The organism is Gordonia sp. YC-XJ4, from assembly GCF_059511865.1.
Genome location: NZ_CM183447.1, coordinates 500,207 through 520,593, shown reverse-complemented (window position 1 = coordinate 520,593; position 20,387 = coordinate 500,207). Strand labels below are relative to the sequence as shown.

18 protein-coding genes and 1 tRNA gene are annotated in these 20,387 nt (G+C 66.2%); 9 read left to right on the top strand and 10 right to left on the bottom strand.

Going from position 1 to position 20,387, the window contains the following annotated elements; all coding sequences use genetic code 11:
- Positions 1 to 415 precede the first annotated feature (415 nt).
- The gene (locus AC5ZH6_RS02275) at positions 416 to 1,759 is read right to left on the bottom strand and encodes a tyrosine-type recombinase/integrase (protein ID WP_496168335.1); all 1,344 of its coding nucleotides are present in this window, start codon (positions 1,757 to 1,759) and stop codon (positions 416 to 418) included.
- Positions 1,760 to 1,880: 121 nt separating this feature from the next.
- A tRNA-Ser gene (locus AC5ZH6_RS02270) sits at positions 1,881 to 1,965 on the bottom strand.
- Positions 1,966 to 2,126: 161 nt separating this feature from the next.
- Between AC5ZH6_RS02270 and AC5ZH6_RS02265 the strand changes: the two genes are divergently transcribed.
- Positions 2,127 to 3,104, top strand: a complete 978-nt coding sequence (locus AC5ZH6_RS02265) for an NAD(P)H-quinone oxidoreductase (RefSeq protein WP_288337353.1) — start codon at positions 2,127 to 2,129, stop codon at positions 3,102 to 3,104.
- Positions 3,105 to 3,180: 76 nt separating this feature from the next.
- Here the strand turns inward: AC5ZH6_RS02265 and AC5ZH6_RS02260 are convergent, their stop codons facing one another.
- Both AC5ZH6_RS02260 and AC5ZH6_RS02255 read right to left on the bottom strand, forming a co-directional pair.
- Positions 3,181 to 3,657 carry a MarR family winged helix-turn-helix transcriptional regulator gene (locus tag AC5ZH6_RS02260; protein WP_014358531.1) on the bottom strand — a complete coding sequence of 159 codons (477 nt, stop codon included), beginning with the start codon at positions 3,655 to 3,657 and terminating at the stop codon, positions 3,181 to 3,183.
- Positions 3,658 to 3,730: 73 nt separating this feature from the next.
- The gene (locus AC5ZH6_RS02255; protein WP_014358530.1) at positions 3,731 to 4,927 is read right to left on the bottom strand and encodes an aminotransferase class V-fold PLP-dependent enzyme; all 1,197 of its coding nucleotides are present in this window, start codon (positions 4,925 to 4,927) and stop codon (positions 3,731 to 3,733) included.
- Positions 4,928 to 5,022: 95 nt separating this feature from the next.
- On the opposite strand from AC5ZH6_RS02255, the gene AC5ZH6_RS02250 reads away from it, so the two are divergent.
- The 5 genes from AC5ZH6_RS02250 to AC5ZH6_RS02230 all read left to right on the top strand — a co-directional run bounded on the left by AC5ZH6_RS02250 (position 5,023) and on the right by AC5ZH6_RS02230 (position 9,291).
- Positions 5,023 to 5,601: a bacterial proteasome activator family protein gene (locus AC5ZH6_RS02250; protein WP_006369283.1), complete on the top strand. Its 579-nt coding sequence runs from the start codon at positions 5,023 to 5,025 to the stop codon at positions 5,599 to 5,601.
- A gap of 67 nt (positions 5,602 to 5,668) precedes the next feature.
- Positions 5,669 to 6,517, top strand: a complete 849-nt coding sequence (wzm, locus tag AC5ZH6_RS02245; RefSeq protein ID WP_165776348.1) for a galactan export ABC transporter permease subunit Wzm/RfbD — start codon at positions 5,669 to 5,671, stop codon at positions 6,515 to 6,517.
- Between the two features lie 23 nt (positions 6,518 to 6,540).
- Complete coding sequence (gene wzt, locus AC5ZH6_RS02240) at positions 6,541 to 7,362, top strand: galactan export ABC transporter ATP-binding subunit Wzt/RfbE (RefSeq protein WP_006369281.1); 822 nt, start codon at positions 6,541 to 6,543, stop codon at positions 7,360 to 7,362.
- Positions 7,359 to 8,273, top strand: coding sequence for a galactofuranosyltransferase GlfT1 (gene glfT1, locus AC5ZH6_RS02235; RefSeq protein WP_288337352.1), 915 nt, complete (start codon positions 7,359 to 7,361; stop codon positions 8,271 to 8,273). The genes wzt and glfT1 overlap by 4 nt, the downstream gene beginning before the upstream one ends.
- Positions 8,274 to 8,412: 139 nt before the next feature.
- Positions 8,413 to 9,291 (top strand): TIGR03619 family F420-dependent LLM class oxidoreductase, encoded by an 879-nt coding sequence (locus AC5ZH6_RS02230; protein ID WP_288337351.1) that lies wholly within the window; start codon positions 8,413 to 8,415, stop codon positions 9,289 to 9,291.
- 9 nt (positions 9,292 to 9,300) lie between these two features.
- On the opposite strand, the gene AC5ZH6_RS02225 is transcribed toward AC5ZH6_RS02230, so the two are convergent.
- On the bottom strand, positions 9,301 to 9,777 hold the full coding sequence (locus AC5ZH6_RS02225) for a MarR family winged helix-turn-helix transcriptional regulator (RefSeq protein ID WP_288337350.1): 477 nt from the start codon (positions 9,775 to 9,777) through the stop codon (positions 9,301 to 9,303).
- Positions 9,778 to 9,844: 67 nt separating this feature from the next.
- Here AC5ZH6_RS02225 and AC5ZH6_RS02220 point away from each other — a divergent pair, with 67 nt between their 5' ends.
- Both AC5ZH6_RS02220 and AC5ZH6_RS02215 read left to right on the top strand, forming a co-directional pair.
- Positions 9,845 to 10,729 carry an alpha/beta fold hydrolase gene (locus AC5ZH6_RS02220; RefSeq protein WP_288337349.1) on the top strand — a complete coding sequence of 295 codons (885 nt, stop codon included), beginning with the start codon at positions 9,845 to 9,847 and terminating at the stop codon, positions 10,727 to 10,729.
- Between the two features lie 204 nt (positions 10,730 to 10,933).
- On the top strand, positions 10,934 to 12,223 hold the full coding sequence (locus AC5ZH6_RS02215; protein WP_496168332.1) for an HNH endonuclease: 1,290 nt from the start codon (positions 10,934 to 10,936) through the stop codon (positions 12,221 to 12,223).
- Positions 12,224 to 12,759: 536 nt separating this feature from the next.
- Here AC5ZH6_RS02215 and AC5ZH6_RS02210 read toward each other — a convergent pair.
- The 5 genes from AC5ZH6_RS02210 to AC5ZH6_RS02190 all read right to left on the bottom strand — a co-directional run bounded on the left by AC5ZH6_RS02210 (position 12,760) and on the right by AC5ZH6_RS02190 (position 19,044).
- Positions 12,760 to 14,304, bottom strand: a complete 1,545-nt coding sequence (locus AC5ZH6_RS02210; RefSeq protein ID WP_496168330.1) for a glycosyltransferase family 39 protein — start codon at positions 14,302 to 14,304, stop codon at positions 12,760 to 12,762.
- Positions 14,270 to 16,096, bottom strand: a complete 1,827-nt coding sequence (locus tag AC5ZH6_RS02205; protein ID WP_014358519.1) for a glycosyltransferase — start codon at positions 16,094 to 16,096, stop codon at positions 14,270 to 14,272. The genes AC5ZH6_RS02210 and AC5ZH6_RS02205 overlap by 35 nt, the downstream gene beginning before the upstream one ends.
- 146 nt (positions 16,097 to 16,242) lie before the next feature.
- A complete protein-coding gene (locus tag AC5ZH6_RS02200; RefSeq protein ID WP_496168328.1) occupies positions 16,243 to 17,658 on the bottom strand; it encodes a phytoene desaturase family protein in 1,416 nt (471 codons plus the stop codon).
- Positions 17,655 to 18,179, bottom strand: a complete 525-nt coding sequence (locus AC5ZH6_RS02195) for a GtrA family protein (protein ID WP_006369270.1) — start codon at positions 18,177 to 18,179, stop codon at positions 17,655 to 17,657. The genes AC5ZH6_RS02200 and AC5ZH6_RS02195 overlap by 4 nt, the downstream gene beginning before the upstream one ends.
- Before the next feature lie 34 nt (positions 18,180 to 18,213).
- On the bottom strand, positions 18,214 to 19,044 hold the full coding sequence (locus AC5ZH6_RS02190) for an aldo/keto reductase (RefSeq protein WP_496168326.1): 831 nt from the start codon (positions 19,042 to 19,044) through the stop codon (positions 18,214 to 18,216).
- Between the two features lie 128 nt (positions 19,045 to 19,172).
- Here AC5ZH6_RS02190 and AC5ZH6_RS02185 point away from each other — a divergent pair, with 128 nt between their 5' ends.
- Positions 19,173 to 20,384, top strand: a complete 1,212-nt coding sequence (locus tag AC5ZH6_RS02185; RefSeq protein ID WP_496168325.1) for an alpha/beta hydrolase family protein — start codon at positions 19,173 to 19,175, stop codon at positions 20,382 to 20,384.
- The last annotated feature ends 3 nt before the right edge of the window (positions 20,385 to 20,387 follow it).

Below are 20,387 nucleotides of genomic sequence, written 5' to 3'. Positions count from 1 at the left end.
TCCACCGCGTCTAAGGACCAACGGCCGGACGAGCTTTCGAACCAGTGGTCCTTGGACACGAAGAGGACAGGTGGCGTTGACGACGGCCACCGTCACGACCCCGTCGACGACCGCCGTCGACAACCGACCTCACCCCCGCTCCTTCCACCGCGTCTAAGGACCAACGGCCGGACGAGCTTTCGAACCAGTGGTCCTTGGACACGAAGAGGACAGGTGGCGTTGACGACGGCCACCGTCACGACCCCGTCGACGACCGCCGTCGACAACCGACCTCACCCCCGCTCCTTCCACCGCGTCTAAGGACCAACGGCCGGACGAGCTTTCGAACCAGTGGTCCTTGGACACGAAGAGGACAGGTGGCGTTGACGACGGCCACCGTCACGACCCCGTCGACGACCGCCGTCGACAACCGACCTCACGACCCGTCGACGACCCACTCTCCCGTCTCCGGGTCCCGCACCATTCCCAGGGCTTCGACCGCGTGCGCGGGAAGTTCTTGATCAATCCAGTGCACGGGCCCCCTGTTCTCGGGCAGCACTCGCTCGCGGCTGTAATCCAGTGCCGACGCGACGGCGCGCAGATCCTCCTTGTGCACGTGCGCATACGTCCTCAGCACCAGTTCCCCGCCGTCACTGTGCCCCAGCCACGCGGCCACTTCCGCCGGCGTGACGCCCATCGCGATCAACCTCGACGCCGCCGTGTGGCGCGACGCGTGCAGCCGCCGTTGCGGCACCCCCGCCGCCGCGAGCGCATCGTTCCACCAGAAGTTGAGCGTTCGTGGTGACGTCGGACGACCGTTTTGCTGCGTCAACACGTACGGATCGTCGCCGCCCACCCACCGTTTCCCGTACCGCTTCCTCTCGCTGTCCTGGCGAGCCTTCGCCGCCCGCAGCACCGCGAGCGTCGGCTCCGGCAGTGGGAGCCAGCGCCCCGCCGACTCGGTTTTACCGACGCCTTGCTCGATGACTTTGCCGCGCACCGCGATCCGCGTCGTCACGGCCACCTTCATGGTCCCGTGCTCCAGGTCGATCGACGACCACCGCAACCCCGCCATCTCCCCGCGTCGCAGGCCGACGAGGCCCAGCGCGATCATCGGAGCTCTTAGCGCGGCTAAATACCCGGGCGATCGCAGGTGGCCCTCGGCCGGCGGCGTGGCCGGGTGCGCAGCTTCCAGCCGCGTCACCTCCGCGTCGGTCAACCGGTCCGAGAGATCTAACGCACCCTTCGTCGCCGCCACCGGATCGTCGCGCTTGCGCAGGGGTTTGACGAGTTCAACCGGGTTGCGACTGACCTTTCCCTGCTCGACGAGGTCCGCCCACACCGACTGCCACCGAGCGCGCATCGGGTTGATCGACGTGCGCGCCCATTTCCGGCCACCCGGGCCGTTCCCCTCGCGCAGGTCCTTGATCAGCGCCACGACGTCGGACTTTTCGATCGTCTGCACCTTGCGTCGTCCGTATGCCTCGACCACCGGCGCCAGCGCCGCGGCGTACGCGGCCCTGGTCGACGGCGCGAGCTGCTGCGCTCCCAACCACTCGTCTACCGCCGCCTTGACCGTCAACCCGGTGGACGGCACCAACCGGCCCGCCACCGCGTCGGCACGAGCCGACTTCAGGTATTCACTGGCCTCGGCCACGGTCTTGAACCGACGCCGCTGCTGCTTGCGAGCACCGTTCACCTCAGCATCGACGCGGGCTTCATATCGCACCGTTCCGGACTTGTAGGTGATCTTCTCGACGCCCTTGGGGAGGTTGGCCACGGAGTAATTCTACGAGTATTCCCAGGTCGAATGTGTCAACTCGTGTGTCAACTTTCCTGGCCCGTCCCCACGCACGTCGAGGGCCAGGTCAGCGTTACCACTCTGACCTGGCCCTTCTCTGCGGAAGCGGAGGGATTTGAACCCCCGGTGGTTTTACCCACGCTCGCTTTCAAGGCGAGTGCATTCGGCCGCTCTGCCACGCTTCCCTGCCGAAAAGGGTACGTGAGGGCCCAGCACCCGGCCGAATCGGCTCACGGGTCCTCACCGATCTCTTCACGCGTCGCCAGCTGGTGGACGCGGCCCGTGCACCCAGCGCGCCCACCAGCACCGACCGCGCTCAGTGGCCGCCCTGTGCCACGATCGGGACATGCGTGCCGTCACCGTTTCTTCGTCAGGCGATCTGTCCGTCTCCACCATCGACGATCCGGTCGCCGACCTCGGCGAGGTCGTCATCGACGTCGTCTCGGCCGGGGTGAACCGCGCTGACCTTCTCCAGCGCCGCGGCAACTATCCGCCGCCTCCCGGCGCACCGGAGACCCTCGGGCTCGAGGTCTCGGGCCGGATCAGCGAGGTCGGGGCACGGGTGTCGGGCTGGTCGGTCGGCGACGAGGTGTGCGCGTTGCTCGCCGGCGGCGGATACGCCGAGAGGGTGGCGGTTCCCGCGGCGCAGGTGTTGCCGGTCCCGGCCGGGGTTCTTCTCGCCGACGCCGCGGCGCTACCGGAGGTGGCGTGCACGGTGGTTTCCAACGTCATCGAGGCCGGGGGTCTGCGAGCTGGTGAACTGCTCCTCGTCCACGGCGGATCGAGCGGTATTGGCACCCACGCCATTCAGCTCGCCCACGCACTCGGCGCCCGCGTCGCCGTCACCGCACGTACCGCGGCCAAGCTCGATCGATGCGCCGGGTTCGGCGCCGACATCCTGATCAATTACGCCACAGACGATTTCGTTGAGGTGATCACCGAAAGCGGAGGCGCCGACGTCATTCTCGACATCATCGGCGCAAAGTACCTGACGCAGAACATCTCTGCGCTGCGCACCGGCGGCCGCCTGGTCATCATCGGCATGCAGGGCGGCACCAAGGCCGAGCTGTCGATCGCCGCGCTGATGGGTAAACGCGCGTCGGTGATCGGGACGACGCTGCGATCCCGACCGGTCGATGGGGACGGCGGCAAGGCCCAGATCGTGACGCACACGCGAACGCTGACCTGGCCGCTGATCGAGGCGGGCAAGGTGCTGCCGGTCATCGACAGCGTCTACGACCTCGACGACGCCGCGGCAGCGCATGATCGCCTCGACAGCGGCGAGGCGATCGGCAAGGTGTTGCTGCGCGTGGCCGCAGTCTGATCACTGATCACTGCAGTCTGATCACTGCAGACTGATCACCCAAGGCCGGTCACCCCCGGCGCCAAGAGCTGACGGCTCAGGCGAGCCCGTCCGGACAGGGTCGGGCCGAGGAGCCGTCGCGGATCTTGCCGAAGATGCGGCCGAGGGACTCGAATTCCTCGGCGCTGAGCACCTCGATGACATGCTTGCGAACCACCGCGTCGCGGATGTCGAGCTGTGCGCGCAGTTGGGCCCGTCCGTGGGCGGTGAGGCGGACCAGTCGGTGCCGGGCATCCGAGCGGGAGTGCACGCGTTCGAGGATTTCGTCGTCGATGAGGCGGGCGACCACGCGGGACACCGTGCTCACGCCGGCATGCATGGCCGCGGCGATCTCACTGATCCCGATCGACTCCCGGGCGGCGATGATCTCGAGCACCCGCATGTCATTGACCGAGACCCCCGCGGCGCTGAAGCCCGCGGTCACCTCGGCCATCAGGGCCCAGCCCCCGTCGACGAAAGCGCTCCACACGGCCAACTCAGCGTCGGACAGCCGCGCGGACTCCTCGGTGTTCACTTTCCACAAAATAGTGCACCAGAGCAGAACTTACTAACTCAGTGGGTCAGGCGACCGACAGAAGTTGTCCACTTCACGCCAGCGAACCGAGTGTCCGCACGAGATGATCGACTTCGTAAGGTGTCGAATACGGCCCGAGCCCGACGGTGACAGCTCCTCCGAAATCGCCGGCGCCCATCCGGGCGAGCGCACGGCTCGGTAGATCGGCGAGCGCACAGATTCCGTTGTCGGCAAGCCTGCGGACCACGGTATCGGCCCCGACGCCGTCGACGGCGAAGCTGACCAACGGCACCCGGTTGTCGCTCTTGCCGATCACCGACACATGATTGAGCTGGTCAAGCGAATTGACGAGGTAGAAACCGAGCCGCTGCAAATACTCGTTGACGCCGTCGAGAGCGGTCGTCAGCCGTCGCCGACGCTTACCCAGCGCAGTCTCGTCGAGACCCGCGAGATGCTCGACGGAAGCGACCAGACCGGCGAGCAGAGCGCCCTGATGCTCGTCTATCTCGAGCCGCTCGGGCCCCACCGCATGCGGATCCGATGACATCGTGTTCAACCGGTCGATCGCGCGCGGCTCGGCGAAGACCATCGCCGCCATCCGCGGCCCACCCCACCGTTCGGCGGACACGACGACGACGTCGGCGCCGAGTTCGTCGATGTCGAGCGGAAGGTAGGGCGCGGCGCTCGACGCGTCGACGACGACCATCGCGCCGACCTCCCGCGCCCGCGCGGCGATGTCGCCGACATCGGTGAGGGTGCCCAGCGTCGACGAGGCCAGCGGAACCGCGACGACGGCGGTGTGCCGGTCGATCAGATCGTCGTACTGCCAGGTCGGCAGTTCTCCGGTTTCGACGTCGATTTCGGCCCACCGCAGCGTGCCACCGACGCGGTCGACGACGCGCACCCACGGCAGGATGTTCGGCTCGTCGTCCTGGCGGCTGACGACGACGTTGCCCGACAGCCATGTGTTGGGGTTGATCGCCTCGGCGAGCGTCCACAGCAACACCGAACGCGACGGTCCGAGGACCACGCCGGAGGCCTGCCCGGCAACCAGATCGGCGATGGCCCGGCGGGCGCCGTCGAGGGCTTCGGCGGTCTCCCGCGCCGCCGGATACCGGCCCCGCGCCGACGCCCCGAGCTGTCGGAATCCGCGGGACACCGCGGAGGCCACCGAGTCCGGGATCACCATCCCGGCCTGCGGATCGAAGCGAATCCAGCCGTCGCCGAGCGAGGGAAAAAGTCCACGCGCATGGGCGACGTCGAAGGGCATGGCCCCACGATAGACGCGGCCTGCGCGCCGATCGGCGGGTATCCGATGACCGGTTCCGTGCGTTGGCCGCAAGCGGGTTGGGCACAATGGAGAACATGGTCATAGACGGCAACAATGCGAATCCCTTTGCCACCCCCGATCGCGACGGAGCGTCCGAGACCGACAACGATTCGGTCGTCGTCCTGGGTGCCGATTCGCCGCTGGGTACCCAGGCTGCGTCGGAAGACTCCTCCTCGGAGTCCTCTGACGGATCCAACGTCGCCGACATGGTCGAGCAACCGGCGAAGGTCATGCGGATCGGCACGATGATCAAGCAACTGCTCGAAGAGGTCCGTGCGGCTCCGCTCGACGAGGCGAGCCGTAACCGGCTGCGCGAGATCCACGAGTCGTCGATCCGCGAACTCGAGGACGGGCTGGCACCGGAGCTGCGCGAGGAGCTCGAGCGGCTGGCCCTACCGTTCACCGACGACACCACCCCGTCCGACGCCGAGCTGCGGATCGCCCAAGCCCAGCTCGTCGGCTGGCTCGAGGGGCTCTTCCACGGCATCCAGACCGCCCTGTTCGCCCAGCAGATGGCCGCTCGCGCTCAACTCGAGCAGATGCGTCAGGGTGCGCTGCCCCCGGGGATGACACCGTCGGCGGGCGGACACGGCAGCACCGGCCAGTACCTCTGATCGGCACCTCTGAACGCCGGCGGTGGGCCCGGCGCTTGTATGCTGTGGCCTCGTGTCAGCCGAAGTGATGCAGGGGCGGGTCCCACCGCCGCCCACAGGTGCGACGTCGCGGTCCATGCGCCGGGCGTTCGACGACCTGTCGGCGGGTCTGAACGCCCGCGAACTGTGGCTGCATCTCGGGTGGCAGGACATCAAGCAGCGCTACCGCCGCTCGTTGCTCGGTCCCCTGTGGATCACCATCGCCACCGGTGTCACCGCGGTCGCGATGGGCCTGCTCTACGGCGAGCTGTTCCACATGGACATCAAGTCGTTCCTGCCGTACGTGACGCTCGGGTTCATCTTCTGGAACTTCATCCAGAACTCGATCCTCGAGGGCGCCGAGGTGTTCTCGAAGAACGAAGGACTGATCAAACAGCTCCCGTCGCCGGTGAGCGTGCACGTCTACCGGATGGTGTGGCGTCAGCTGATCATCTTCGCCCACAACATCGTCATCTACATCGCCATCCTGATCATCTTCCCGCAGCCGCTGAATTGGACTGCCCTGCTGGTGATCCCGGCGATCGCGCTGTTCGTCATCAACGGCGTGTGGGTGTCGATCGTCTTCGGCATCCTCTCGACCCGCTTCCGCGACATCGGCCAGCTGCTGACCACAGCGGTGCAGTTGGTGTTCTTCATGACGCCGATCATCTGGACCACCGAGAACCTCGGCAAGCAGACCGGAGAGAAGTCGGAGCGACTCAAACTCGTCGAACTCAACCCGATGTATCACTACCTCGACATCGCGCGCGGCCCGCTGCTCGGTGAGTCGGTGGCCTTCTATCACTGGGCGGTCGTGATCGGCTGCACGATCGTCGGCTGGCTGATGGCGTTGGCCGTGATGCGCAACTACCGCGCCCGCGTGGCCTACTGGGTGTGACCGGCGGAGATAAGGCGACAACCATGGCGACCAGCAAGAGCACCGTCCGGGTGGACACCTGGGATGCGTGTGTCGACTTCCCGATTTTCGACGCCAAGACGCGCTCGCTGAAGAAATCGGTGATCGGTGCGGCCGGCGGCGTGATCGGCGCCAATGCGTCGAACGTGATCGTCGTCGAGGCCCTCAAGAACATCAATCTGCATCTCGAGCACGGCGATCGCGTCGGATTGGTCGGGCACAACGGCGCGGGCAAGTCGACGTTGCTGCGACTGCTGTCGGGGATCTACGAGCCGACGCGCGGGCACTGCCAGGTGACCGGCCGCGTCGCGCCCGTCTTCGACCTCGGGGTCGGCATGGACCCGGAGATCTCCGGCTACGAGAACATCATCATCCGCGGCATGTTCCTGGGACTGACCCGCAAGGAGATGCTCAAGAAGACCGACGAGATCGCGGAGTTCTCCGAGCTCGGCGACTACCTGAACATGCCGCTGCGCACCTACTCCACCGGTATGCGGGTGCGACTCGCCCTCGGCGTGGTGACCAGCATCGATCCAGAGATCCTCATCCTCGATGAGGGCATCGGCGCCGTCGACGCCGAGTTCATGAAGAAGGCGCGGACCCGCCTCGAGGCACTCGTGGAGCGCTCGGGCATCCTCGTCTTCGCCAGCCACTCCAACGAATTCCTCGCCCAGCTGTGCGACCGCGCCCTGTGGATCGATCACGGCGAGGTGCGCATGGACGGCGGCATCGAGGACGTGGTGAACGCCTATGAGGGTCCCGAGGCGGCATCGCATGTGCGTGAGGTTCTCGACGGCCTGAAGAAGGAAGCCGACACCGCCGAATGAGCATGCGCGACAAGATCGTTGCGGTCGTCGTCACCCATCGGCGCGCGGAGCTGCTGGCCGCATCACTGTCGGTCCTCGCCACGCAGACCCGGCCCGTCGACCACATCGTCGTCGTCGACAATGCCGATGAGGCAGCGGTCGCCGAACTCGTTGCTGCTCAGCCTGTTCCGACAACATATCTGGGGTCCGCGCGGAATCTCGGTGGGGCGGGCGGTTTCGCGCTGGGCATGCTGCACGCACTGGCCCTCGGCGCCGACTGGGTGTGGTGCGCCGACGACGACGGCCGACCCGAGGGGCCCGAGGTCCTCGAGATCCTACTGGGCTGCGCAACCCGCCACGACCTCGCCGAGGTGTCACCGGTGGTCGTCAACATCGACGATCCGGATACCCTTGCATTTCCGCTTCGACGCGGAATCGCCTGGCGGCGTAAGCGTTCCGAGCTGTTCGAGGGCGGCGAGGACAGCGGCGACGATCTGTTGCCCGGCATCGCGTCGCTGTTCAACGGAGCCCTGTTCCGCGCGGACACGCTGGACATGGTCGGCGTGCCGGACCTGCGTCTGTTCTTCCGCGGTGACGAGGTCGAGATGCATCGCCGGCTGCAGCGGTCCGGTCTGCCATTCGGAACCTGTTTGACCACTGCGTATCTGCACCCCTACGGCTCCGACGAGTTCCGGCCGATCATGGGCGGTCGGATGCACACCCAGTACCCGGACAACCCGACCAAACGGTTCTTCACCTACCGCAATCGCGGCTACCTGATGAGTCAGCCCGGGATGCGCAAGCTGCTCCCGCAGGAGTATGCGCGATTCGGCTGGTACTTCCTGGTGCAACAGCACGACGTCAAGGGCTTCTCCGAGTGGCTGCGCCTGCAGCGGCTCGGCCGACGGGAGCGGTTCGTCCGGCCGGAGTGAGGGGTGATTCACCCCGGTTTGTCGACCCCGATCAAGCTCTCTCGCGCCGTTAGCGCTGCCCTCCTCGAACCTTGCCCCACAAAACTAGAACATGTTCTACTGTGGAGACGGACCACAACGGGCTATTCGGGAGTAGAACATGCGTTTCACCTTCGCCGAGGCGATGACCGATCCGGCCTACTACGCGCCGCTGGCGCAGGCCGCCGAGGCAGCGGGATATGCGGGGTTCACGATTCCGGACTCACTCGCCTACCCCGAGGAGTCCGACGCGACCTATCCGTACACGCCCGACGGCAACCGGGAGTTCCTCGAGGGCAAGGCGTTCATCGAGACCTTCATCGAGGCGGCCGCCCTGGGAGCGGTCACTTCGACGATTCGCTTCACACCGTTCGTGCTCAAGCTACCGGTCCGCCCGCCGGCCCTCGTCGCCAAGCAGGCGAGTTCAGTTGCGTACCTGACCAACAACCGGCTCGCGCTCGGGGTCGGCACGAGCCCCTGGCCCGAGGACTACGACTTCATGGGGGTCGACTTCCGCAGGCGCGGAAAGCGCATGGACGAGTGCATGGACATCTTCCGTGGGCTCACCTCCGGGGAATACTTCGAGTTCCACGGCGAGTTCTACGATATCCCGAAGATCAAGATGGCCCCTGCGCCAACCGAACCGATTCCTCTGCTCGTCGGCGGTCACGCCGATGCCGCACTGCGTCGAGCGGTGGTCCGCGGCGACGGCTGGATGCACGGCGGTGGGCCGCCCGAGGAACTCGACGCCCTGCTGGACAAGATCACCGACATCCGCAAGGCCGAGGGAAAACTCAACGACCCCTTCGAGATCCATGTCATCTCACTCGACGCGTACACCGTCGATGGCTGTAAACGCCTGGAGGACAAAGGCATCACCGACGTCATCGTCGGCTTCCGGTTGCCCTACATCGTCGGCGACGATACCGAACCCCTGCAGAAGAAGCTCGATCACCTGAACTGGTACGCCGACAACGTGATCGCCAAGGTCAACTGCTGAGGGCAGCGATCACCTCTTCCGCACGCCGGTGACGATTCTGGTCATATCGTCGAGAAACCGCTCGAGGAGCCGCAGTTCGGCTTGATCGTAGTCCTTCAGTATCTCCACCGCCGGAACGATGAGCGGTCCGAAGAAGCCGCGACCGACCGCTCGCGCATGTTCGGTCACCCCGACGAGTATCCGGCGCCGGTCGTCGCGATCCGGTGTTCGCACGACCATCCCGGCTCGCTCGAGCCGATCAAGAATCGCGGTGACTGTCGCCGAGTTGAGTCCGCCAAGGGTCCGGCCGAGCACCGCCGGCGTGGCCACCCCGCCGTCGCGTTCGGCCTCCAGCAGAATGATCAACGCCCGCAGATCCGTGGAGTGAAGTCCCTCGGATTTCGCGAACTGCGCTCCGAATAGGTCCAATTCGACCGTCAACGCTCGCAGATCACGGATGAGTCGATACTCCGGTCGCGAATCGTCGAGGTTCTCGTCGCGGGCCACCGCTCGACAGTACCTCATCAATCAATTACCTTGATCATCAACTTAAACGATCTTTGAGAGGATCGATATGGTTGATGCACACGCGTTCACCTCAACCCATGCCGGTCGCGAATTCTTTGACCACTACCAAGCCCTGCGTGACCGCTGGCCGACAGATACCACCGACGCCGATCTGCCGTCCCGATTCGGCACGACTCGCACGACGTCATGGGGCCGCGGAAACGGCGAGGATCTTGTACTACTGCCAGGATCCGGTGCGACACTGACGGAATGGTTCGCCGTCGCCGAACCTCTGGGCGAGCATCGGCGATGTCACGCCGTGGACTTCATCGGAGACCCCGGGCTCTCCGTCCCCGGACGCGACCGCATCCGGTCGGTCGACGATGTTCTCGAGTGGCTCCAAACGACGCTGGCTTCTCTGCGCGCAGCCCGTCCGATCCTCGTCGGCCACTCCTATGGCGCGATGGTCGCCCTGGCCTTTGCACTCAGACATCCGGAACAGCTGAGCGGACTGGTGCTGCTCGATCCCAATTCATGTTTTGGTCCAATGCGGATGCAATACCTCGTCCACGCAGTACCGATTCTGCTGCGGCCGAGTCGCTCTCGGCAGCGGAAGTTTCTCGAATGGGAAACCGGCGGTGCCGCGTTGGATCATCAGTGGCTCGAATTGTCAGCGATCGGCGCCGCGCACTTCCCCTCTACTCGACCACGCGTCCCGCGTCGACCGAAGTCGGCGACGCTGGCTGGGTTGGCGGTACCGGTGTCGGTGATCCTCGCCGCAAACAGCAGAGTCCACGACGTCGGCAAGATCGCCGACGCTGCCCGAAACTCGCTGCCTCACTGCGATATTGACATCATCGATGGGGCCACGCACCACTCACTTCCTATGTCGCCACAGCCGGCCGTCACCACGGTGCTCACTTCCGCGTGCACCCGGTTCGCCGGTGGGTGACCCGCGGAGCGTCGAACCGTTGCAACTCGAATGCCGACAGGCCCCTATCACACCCCACCGACATAAAATTTCAGTTGGGCCGGGCACTCAATCCCGTTGTCCACAAGCATCTTTCCCTCCACAAGTCTGTCGAACACCCTTGCACTAATTCATATGTTCGAGTAGAGTAGAGCCATCACACCGATCAGCCGCTGGGGAGGGCCCATGATCGACACCACCACAACTCTTGACATCAACGATATTGACGCTGAGGCGGTCTTCGCCGATATCGTCAGCCGACTCAGCGACTTGCAATGGAATCCGGAGATGACCGGACCGCAGGCGTTCGGCGCGATGAAGCAAGTCCTGTTGTTGCGGAACCTGGTTGATCACCACGCCACCACCCTCACCGGCGAGATGGACCGACTGGGCGTCGCCGACCACAAAACCACCCGACTCCGGGAGTTGTTGATCAGCATGGGTTTCGCACCCGCCGTCGCGGGTCGGTACGTGCGGCTCGCTGCCACCACCGATATCGATCTGTTGTCGGCGCACGCGGCGGACGGGTCCATCTCGTCCGAACACGCCGACGCCATCGTCCGCGGGTTGGCGCACATCGACACCCGATGCCCCGAACCTTTGGACACCGTGCAACGGTGTGAATACCTCCAAAAGCTGCTGTCGCACTACTTTGCCGGTTTCACCCCCGCCGAGATCAACACCTACGCGCGACAGCTGGGGAACGAGTTGGCGGCCGAGACACCCGGTGGGTTACCGGCCGCCGAGGACAAGAAGATCAACTCCTACACCGACCGCATCACCGACGACGGCCGGTTGGAGATCTCGGCGAACCTCGACATCATCGCGTGGGAGAAAACCAGAACTCTGATGGAAACCTTGTCGGCGCCCAAACCTCAACCCGACGGCTCCCCCGATCCGCGGACACCCGAACAGATCTGCGCGGCCGCATTCGAAACGATCGTGGAGTTGGCAGCACAAGGCTTGGCGGACACCACCTTCTCGGCCAAACCCACCAACGGGCTGTTGTGGACCTGGTCTGCGGACAACCCCGCGCTCGGCGGCGATTTACAGAACATGGGTGCCATCACCGAAGCCACCGCCAAACTGCTGTCGTGCGACACCACCATCACCAAGATCATCCTCAACACCGACGGTGTACCCCTCGACGTCGGACTCAAAGAACGGCTGTTCACTCCCGGGCAACGGAAAGCGTTGTTGGTGCGGGATCGTGGGTGCATCAAATGCGGTGCCCATGCCGGACGCTGCCAAGGACACCACGTGCGGCACTGGAGTGAGGGTGGTCCCACCGACCTCGACAACGGTTGTCTACTGTGCAGCAGTTGTCATGATGATGTGCACCACCACGGATGGGACATCATCATGGGCTTCGACCGACACCCCTGGCTGATCCCGCCCGCCAGCGTCGATCCGCAACGACGACCAGTGCCGTCCTATCACCGACGCACCATGCGACTCGATGACGTGGCAGCCTGACCTGCACTGCCCCACTACCTGATTCCCTGCACCCGGCCTGGCCGGGACCGCATCTGTTGTTTGAGAACTCCATAGTGATAATCCCATCCCGATGGTCGATGTGTTCGTGTGCCCGTGGCCCGGAAGCCCTTCGACACAAGGGGTCTCGAGGCCCGGCGCCAGGGGCGCCGTGCACCTCGACCATCGGGATGGGACGGCCGTCGGGCAGGTAGGGTGGGGCATCACAGATCGCTGGTCGAGGTGCGAGCCGCGTGCGGCGAGCCTCGAGACCACCTGCGGCAGAGCTGGAACCGGACCACTGTGGACCGGAAGCCTGTCGGCACAAAGGGTCTCGAGGCTCGTCGCTGGCGCTCCTCGGCACCTCGACCATCGGATGGGAAGGGCCGTCGGGTGGGAGGACCGTCGGGTGGGAGGGCGTCAGCATCATTCGATCGCCGTCGACTCCCTCAATCGCTGGTCGAGGTGTGAGCCACGTGCGGCGAACCTCAAGACCGACTGAGCGATGGGAAGAAGCGTGCCCGGGCGTTCGGTCCCGCTCAGCGCTGCATGCGCACGACCTGCGAGTGGTTGAACTGCGTGCGGCCGGTGATGTGGAGTCCGGCGGCCGAGATCTCTCGGTAGAGCTCCGAATTGGTGAAGTGGAACGGTTGGAAGAACCAGTCCGACATGCCGCCGGGGTAGAGCACCGATGCGCGTGAACGTTCACCGTCGGTGACCACCCACATCACCGCGCAGCCCTGCGCGAACACTCGGTACGCCGACACCGGCTTCGGGACGTCCCACAGTCGGCCCGACTGTGCGGCATCGATTTTCGGTCCGATGTCGCGAAGGACGGCGAAATCACCCGGCTTGGTCTGCAACACCACCCGCTGCGACTCCGGACTCCACGACGGCGCTCCATCGAAGGCGACGCAATCCCCTGGAGCGGCGTGAGCACCGATGTAGTCACCCACGGCGGAGAAATCGGTACCGCCCATACGGCCGTACGGGCCACGCTGAGCAAGGTATTCCGGTGTCGCGGCAGCTGCGAGCGCCACCAGCACGACCACGGTGATCCAACGGTTCTCGCGGGCCACCGTCCTCGCCGACCACGCCAGCAGAAGGGCAAGGGCGGGCACCGTGAACACCAGATACCTGGGGGCATACAACTGGGTCCCGGTCCACGAGATGACGAAGACCACCGCCGCCGGAATCAACAGCCAACACCAGGCGAGCGCGAACAGCCCGGCGCGCTCGACCGACCACGTCAACACCGCCGCCACGAGCGCGACGGCCACCACCACACCGGCGACGATCAAATACGGCCACGACCCGACGAAGAACTCCCACAGGGCGTAGGTCACCACCCGCTGCACCGACATCTCCGGAATCCACGAGATCTGCGCACGCTGTCCGTGGACCCACCAGGCGAACGGTGACACGAGGATCATCACTGCGATCACCGTGGCACCGAAGCCACGAAATGCGCTGCGCTGCCGCAACACCAGGTAAGCGGCATGCGCGGCGAGCAGGGTGACCGCGAGAAAGAACCACACCACTGCGACGATCGCAACGACCCCGTAGCCCGACCACCACCATCGGCCACGATCGGCGGCCGCGACGAGCAACCAGGTCAGCACGACCGCCAAGAACAGCGTGCCCGCATAGGACCGGGCCTCGCTGCCCGCCCACATCACCCGCGGGACGGTGAGGAGCACCAGCCCGGCCATCACCCCGAAGGGCAGGTCCCACAAGCGATTCGCGAGCACAACCAACGCCGCGGCGGCCGCACCGACCGCGATCGCCGACGGGAAACGCACCGAGAACTCCGACAACCCGAAGAGCGCCGTCCACGGCTTGAGCAGGAGATAGTACAGGGCGTGCACACCGTCGGTGTGGTGCACGAGCGAAAACAGTTGCGCGTAGCTGCGATCGACCGCCGAGACGGTGGCAGCTTCGTCGTACCAGAACGATGGACGCCACGACCCCAGCGCCGAGAGCAGCACACCGACCACACCGACGACCGAGCAGGCGACGAGTAGTCGCCGCCGGTCGGTGCGTGGCGCCTCAGTCGCCGTCGAAAAGTCGTTGCCAGTTCTCATGACTCGTGAGTTCCGGCAGCGCCGCCTGCCATTGCGCGGCCAACGCCGGTGCATTCTTACGCAGGTCCAGGCACAGCGTGGCGAGCTCGCGAAGCTGTCGCACTGCGATCTGCTTGTCACGCCGACGGATTCGGACGCCGGTCTGCGACGCGTCGGTGACGATCGCCTCCGCGAACAGACCCACATGCCACCAGCGAGCGCTGTGTGCCGGGATGGCCACCCGCCCACCGCCGACACGACCGAGCACCTGCTGAACCACCCGCTTGACCATCACCTGGTCGAGCTTGTTGTCCTGCGGTTCATGGCCTTTGGTGACGATACGCGGGTCGCCGACCAACCCTTCGACGGCTTCGTGGCGCACCGTGTCCGGATAGTGCGAGCGCAGCTCCGACAGCTCGGCGAGTTTGGTGCGTCCACCGTCGGCGAGTATCGACGGGCCGGACATGAAGTCGCGCACCGCAAGCAGGAATGTCTCGGCCAGTCCGTACTGCATCGAGACGATGTGCCCGGTGATCTCGCGGGCCACGGTGGTGGCGACCTCCGTCGGATCGAACCGACCGTGGATCGAGGCGACGATCAGCGCGTTCCGCCAGCTGAAATATCGCGACCAGTCGTCGTAATCCTTCAGGTGGAAATCGGCATGCCACACACCGGCATTGGGCAGCGTCACCGTCGCGAACCCGGCCTTGCGGGCCCGGATGCCGAATTCGATGTCGTCCCATTGGAAGAACAGCGGCAACGACAGTCCCGCGGCCACCACTGCCTCGGCCGGCAACAGACACGTCCACCAGCCGTTCCATCCGGCGTCGCTGCGCGCATCCTGATGCTTCTTGAGCGCGTTGAGCCCCGACTTGCCGAAAGCACCGGGAGTTCCGGCCTTCAGCTCGTCGAGAGCCTCCCACTCGCTGGTCATGTGCACGCGATAGGTCTCCGACAACAACAGCATCTGCGCGCCGACGATGACCGGGCGGGACGCATTGTTGGCCAGCGCCGATAGTCGCACCACCGACTCCGGCTCGCAGAGGATGTCGTCGTCCATGACGACGATGTCGGTCTCACATTCGCCGGTCTTCGTCAGCTCGTGGATACCGCGGTTGAATCCTCCCGCACCACCGAGATTCGGCTGGATCAGGTACTGAAGCCTGGGCCCCAGAACATCTTTGACCTTCGGAAAGTCTTCGTGGGCGTCGACGCGCGCGGTGCCCTGGTCGACGACGTACACCGAGTCGATCAGGTCCAGCGCCACCGGGTCCGAGGCCAGGGTGAGTAGCGTCGAGATGGCGTCGGCGGGGCGGTTGTGCGTGCACATCACCACCGACATCAGCCGGTTGCGCTGCGGCCGCGGCACCGACCACGTCACCTCCCGGATCCGTGCACCACCACCGATTGCGGTGGCGTCGAACCAGATTGCGCCACCGTCGACGAAGCGCCGGACATCGAGATCGAGAACCGCCCGGCCACGACCGGTCACCTCGACGGCGTCGATCGGACGCCACCGGCCGCTCGGATCGGAGGCCTTGACCTCTACTCGCAACAGCGCATCGGGCGCACACTCGTGATCGAACTCCAGCCGGACCGACGAGACCGTGGTGTAGCGCTGCCAGTAGCTTGCGGCGAAACGGCCGAAATACGTGTTGGTACTGAGGATCGCACCGGGCTCCATCCGGACCGCGGTCCGATCCGAACGCACCAACGCAGCGTTGGCGTCGACGTACATCCCCGGAACCACACGGGGATTCGGCCCCGCGAACAGAGTTCGCTGTACCAACATCCGGTCATTTTCCTGCTGCATCGGCCCTCGATATTCGGTGGACGTGGCGAGTTGCGGTCACCCCAACCCGAACCGAGACTAGCTCACAGCGAACCATCAGCGACGCGCCCGACACGACGTGTCCGTTGCTGCCACACACTGTTCATCGCGGCCCCGACCACCCACCGTTACCGATCGAGATCGGCAAGCGCCGCTCCGGCAGCGTGAAACCCGCACATGCCGTGCACACCACCGCCCGGCGGGGTCGACGACGAGCACAGATAGACCCCGCGAACGCCGGTACCGTACGGCCGCACCGTAACCCGAGGCCGTGCCACGAGGTGCAGCAGATCATTCGGTCCGCCTCCGATGTCACCGGCTACGTAGTTCGGATTGTCCTGTGCCAGTTGGGCGGGCGAGGTGACGCGCATGTCGACGATGCGTTCGGCGAAACCCGGCGCAAATCGTTCGATCTGCGCGGTGATCGCCTCGGCCGCCGGACCGTCGTATCCGGCGGGCACATGGGCGTATGCCCACAACGGACGCAACGTGCCGGCCGCTCGACCCGGGTCGGCGAGCCACTGCTGTCCGACCAGGGTGAACGGCCGTTGCGGCATCCTCCCGGCGAGCACCTGTCGTTCGGCGTCGGCGATCTCGGTGTAGGTCCCGCCGAGGTGAACCGTGCCGGCACGCTCGCAGCCCGGTGCGGTCCAGCCGACCTCACCGTCGATCACGTAGTCGACCTTGAACGCCGCCGCACGCGGTCGTCGGCGCCCGAAGGTGCGGCGTATCCGACCGGGCATCGCATCGCCGACGATCTGCGCGGCGGCCTCCGGCAACACGTCGAGCACCACGACGTCGGCGTCGGCGAGATCGGCGCGATCACGGACGTGCACGCCGGTGCGAACGTGGCCACCCAGATCACCCAGCAGCGCCGCCAGCGCCGCGGTGATCGACGACGAGCCACCCTGCGCGACCGGCCACCCGTGGCGATGCCCGGCGGCGACGAGCATCACGCCGGCTGCCGACGACCCCGGCCGGTCGAGCCGGGTGAAGCCGTGCGCGGCCATCCCGGTGAGCAGCGCACGCGCCTGCGGGGTGCGCAGGTAGCGCGCCAGGATCGTTGCGGGCGGCAGCACCCGCAGGGCCGTGCGCGCGAGGACCAGCGGATGCCGTGGCAGGTGCGCGACGGGCCGCAGGATCTCCGAGGCGACGTCGTCCATTCGCGCTGCGAGCGGGCCGAACAGCGCGTTCCACCGCGCACCGTCGGCACCCAGCGCCCGCGCGGTGGCATCGAGATCGCGGTACAGCAGTCCGGCGGTGCCGTCGTCGAGGGGATGGGCGCAGTCGATCTCCGGCCACCGCCACCGCAGCCCGTACCGCTCCAGCGGCAACGATGCGAGGTACGGCGAGGCCACCCCGAGCGGATGGAACGCCGAGCAGTGGTCGTGCAGGACACCCGGCCGCATCAGCTCGCTGCTGCGGGTTCCCCCACCGATGTCCGTGGCCGCCTCGAGCACCTCGACGTCGAGCCCGGCCTGGGCCAGGCGGACGGCGGCGGCCAGCCCGTTCGGGCCGGAACCGACGACGACCGCGCGAGTCATTTGATCTTGAAGATCACCGCGTGCTGGACGATGAAGTTGATGATCGTCGCCAAGCCTTGCGCGATGACGTAGGCGAGCAGGCTGTAGAGCAGTTCCTCCGGCCACAGGTGCGACAGGAAGGTGTAGACACCGACGTTGACGACGAACGTCACGCAATAGAGCACGGCGACGGCAACGAAGCGGGCCATGCTGGGTTCGGCGCGGAAGGTCCAGCGCCGATTGAAGATGTAGGCGGTGGTGGTTCCGCAGACGAAGCCGACCGCCTTGGCGAATCCGGCCGGCACCCCGAGCCCGTACTGCAGGATCGCGGTCAGACCGAAGTCGAGGATGCCCGAACCGACGCCGGTGACGATGAACCGGAAGATCTGCGTCGCCAGCGGGACGTTGGTGGACGCCTCCTGATCGTCGAGAGGCAGCTCGGGGACCATCGGCGCATGCCGGGTCGCGAAATCGTCGTGCCCGATCTCGTGCGGGCTCGTCTCGTGCGGGCCGTTCGGCTCACCGGGGATGGGGTCTGGCACGCTGCCACCCTAGACCCTCGGACACCGCGCCCGTTCAGAACTCCTCTTCGATGTCGGAGTTGCGGGCGGCGCCCTCCCCGCGGTCGAGTTCTTCGAGATCGGTGAGGTCGCCCGCGTCGAGTTCGAAGTCGAACAGATCGATGTTCTCGAGCTGGCGACCCTTGTGTGAGGACTTGGGCACCACGCCGATCTCCTGCTGTACCGCCCACCGCAATGCGATCTGCGTGGGCGACTTGCCGTACTTGCGGGCCAACCGGATGATCGTGGCGTCGCCGAGCATGCCCTCCTTACGCCCGGTCGGATGCCACGCCTGCGCATGGATTCCCTTGTCCTGCATGAACTGTCGTAGATCGCCGCGGGCCAGCGCCGGTGAGCACTGGATCTGGTTCACCTCGGGCCATCGCCCGGTCTCGTCGTAGAGCGCCTGCAGGTGGTGTTCACGGAAGTTGGAGACACCGGGCACCCGGATGAACCCCTCGTCGGCCAGCGTGAGCAGCGCTTTCCAGGAGTCGACCATCCGGCCCAGGCTCGGGCACGGCCAGTGGATCAGGTAGACGTCGATCCAGGACACCCCGAGCCGACGCGCACTCTCCTTGGCCGCAGTGATCGCCTCGTCGAAGCCCTGGTCGCCACCTCCGAGCTTGGTCTGCACGATCACCTCGGAGCGGTCGATCTGCGACTCCTCGATCCCCATGCCCACGCTGAGCTCGTTGGAGTAACGCGACGCGGTGTCGAGCAGCCGGTACCCGGAGTCGAGCGCGTGGGAAACCGCATGCGCGCACGGCATTCCCAACATGTCGAAGGTGCCGAGGCCGACCAGCGGCAACGCGAATCCGGACGCGAGGGTGACCGACGGTATGTCCATCTGCCCAGGATATGGGGCAAGACGGTGCCGGCGCCCGATAACCGGAGACGGCCCGACAACTCGGGATGGCCGGACAACTTCGAGACCAAGCCGCCACGGCGGGGAACCGATGGCGATAGGTTCGATCCATGTTCCACCGCCTCCGGCGCACCCGCCGTCTCACCCTCGCCTCTGTCGCCATCGCAACCCTGATCTCACTACCGGCGCTGGCCATCGCTCCGGCCCACGCCGACGACGACGCCACCCCCGCTCCGGTCACCTCCGGACTCGACGCCACCGGCTACTCCGGACCGATCGGTGCGCCCGGCACCCTGATCACGCAGGTGCCGTTGGCGTCGTCGGTGAACATCCCCGCAGCCGGTCGTGCCTACCGCGTCCTGTACTCGACGCGTGACATCCACGGACGCCCGGCGGTCAGCTCCGGCGAGGTGCTCCTGCCCAAGCGGCCCGCACCGGCCGGTGGATATCCGGTGATCGCGTGGGCGCACGGCACCACCGGCCTCGGTGACAATTGCGCGCCGTCGGTGCTGCCGCACAGTGACCGCGACGCCACCTACCTGGGCCATTGGCTCGATCAGGGGTATGCGATCGTCGCCACCGACTACGTCGGGCTCGGCACACCGGGCTTCATGAACTACCTGAGCGGGACCGCGGAAGCCCAGTCGGTGGTCGACTCGGTCCGCGCGGCGCAGCAGATGGATCTACCGCTGGCCAAGAAGTGGGCGATCGTCGGCCAGTCCCAGGGCGCCGGCGCCGCACTCAACGCCGCGCGCCGTGCGACGGCACTCTCGGCGGGTAGCGGACTGGACTACCGCGGGGTGGTCGCCACCGGCACCCCGGCCAACATCGAGCAGGTCGTGGCGCTCGGCGCGCCGGCCCCGGTCGCCCTGCCGACCTCGCTGAACATCTACACCGCCTACATCCTCGCCGGCTTCGCCGACGCCCGCCCCGACCTGAACGTGCCGGGCATCCTCACCCCGCAGGGACGGCAGATCATCGCGAAGGCCCGCACGCTCTGCTACGCGGAGATGCAACCGGTGGTCCAGGGCGTCACGCTCGGCGAGTTCCTCGCCAAGCCGGTCTCGTCGATCCCGAATGTGCGTGCGGCGCTGACCGAATACATGGGCACCCCGTTCTCGGGGTACGACCGGCCGATCTTCCTCGGGCAGGGACTCCTCGACACCGATGTGCCGGCCCCGTCGGCGTTGTCGTTGTACGCGCAGATGGTCGCGGCGGGCCAGCCCGTCGACTTCCACGTCTACCCGACGCAGGACCACTCGGGGACCGTGCTCGCCTCGATACCCGACTCCACCCCATTCGTCGCGCGAATCATGAAGTAGCCC

Coding starts and splice junctions, on each gene's coding strand:
- AC5ZH6_RS02265 (WP_288337353.1), top strand. CDS start 2,127: ATGCGTGCCGTCACCGTTTCTTCGTCAGGCGATCTGTCCGTCTCCACC.
- AC5ZH6_RS02255 (WP_014358530.1), bottom strand. CDS start 4,927: ATGCCCTTCGACGTCGCCCATGCGCGTGGACTTTTTCCCTCGCTCGGC.
- AC5ZH6_RS02250 (WP_006369283.1), top strand. CDS start 5,023: ATGGTCATAGACGGCAACAATGCGAATCCCTTTGCCACCCCCGATCGC.
- wzm (WP_165776348.1), top strand. CDS start 5,669: ATGCAGGGGCGGGTCCCACCGCCGCCCACAGGTGCGACGTCGCGGTCC.
- wzt (WP_006369281.1), top strand. CDS start 6,541: ATGGCGACCAGCAAGAGCACCGTCCGGGTGGACACCTGGGATGCGTGT.
- glfT1 (WP_288337352.1), top strand. CDS start 7,359: ATGAGCATGCGCGACAAGATCGTTGCGGTCGTCGTCACCCATCGGCGC.
- AC5ZH6_RS02230 (WP_288337351.1), top strand. CDS start 8,413: ATGCGTTTCACCTTCGCCGAGGCGATGACCGATCCGGCCTACTACGCG.
- AC5ZH6_RS02220 (WP_288337349.1), top strand. CDS start 9,845: ATGGTTGATGCACACGCGTTCACCTCAACCCATGCCGGTCGCGAATTC.
- AC5ZH6_RS02215 (WP_496168332.1), top strand. CDS start 10,934: ATGATCGACACCACCACAACTCTTGACATCAACGATATTGACGCTGAG.
- AC5ZH6_RS02210 (WP_496168330.1), bottom strand. CDS start 14,304: ATGAGAACTGGCAACGACTTTTCGACGGCGACTGAGGCGCCACGCACC.
- AC5ZH6_RS02205 (WP_014358519.1), bottom strand. CDS start 16,096: ATGCAGCAGGAAAATGACCGGATGTTGGTACAGCGAACTCTGTTCGCG.
- AC5ZH6_RS02200 (WP_496168328.1), bottom strand. CDS start 17,658: ATGACTCGCGCGGTCGTCGTCGGTTCCGGCCCGAACGGGCTGGCCGCC.
- AC5ZH6_RS02190 (WP_496168326.1), bottom strand. CDS start 19,044: ATGGACATACCGTCGGTCACCCTCGCGTCCGGATTCGCGTTGCCGCTG.
- AC5ZH6_RS02185 (WP_496168325.1), top strand. CDS start 19,173: ATGTTCCACCGCCTCCGGCGCACCCGCCGTCTCACCCTCGCCTCTGTC.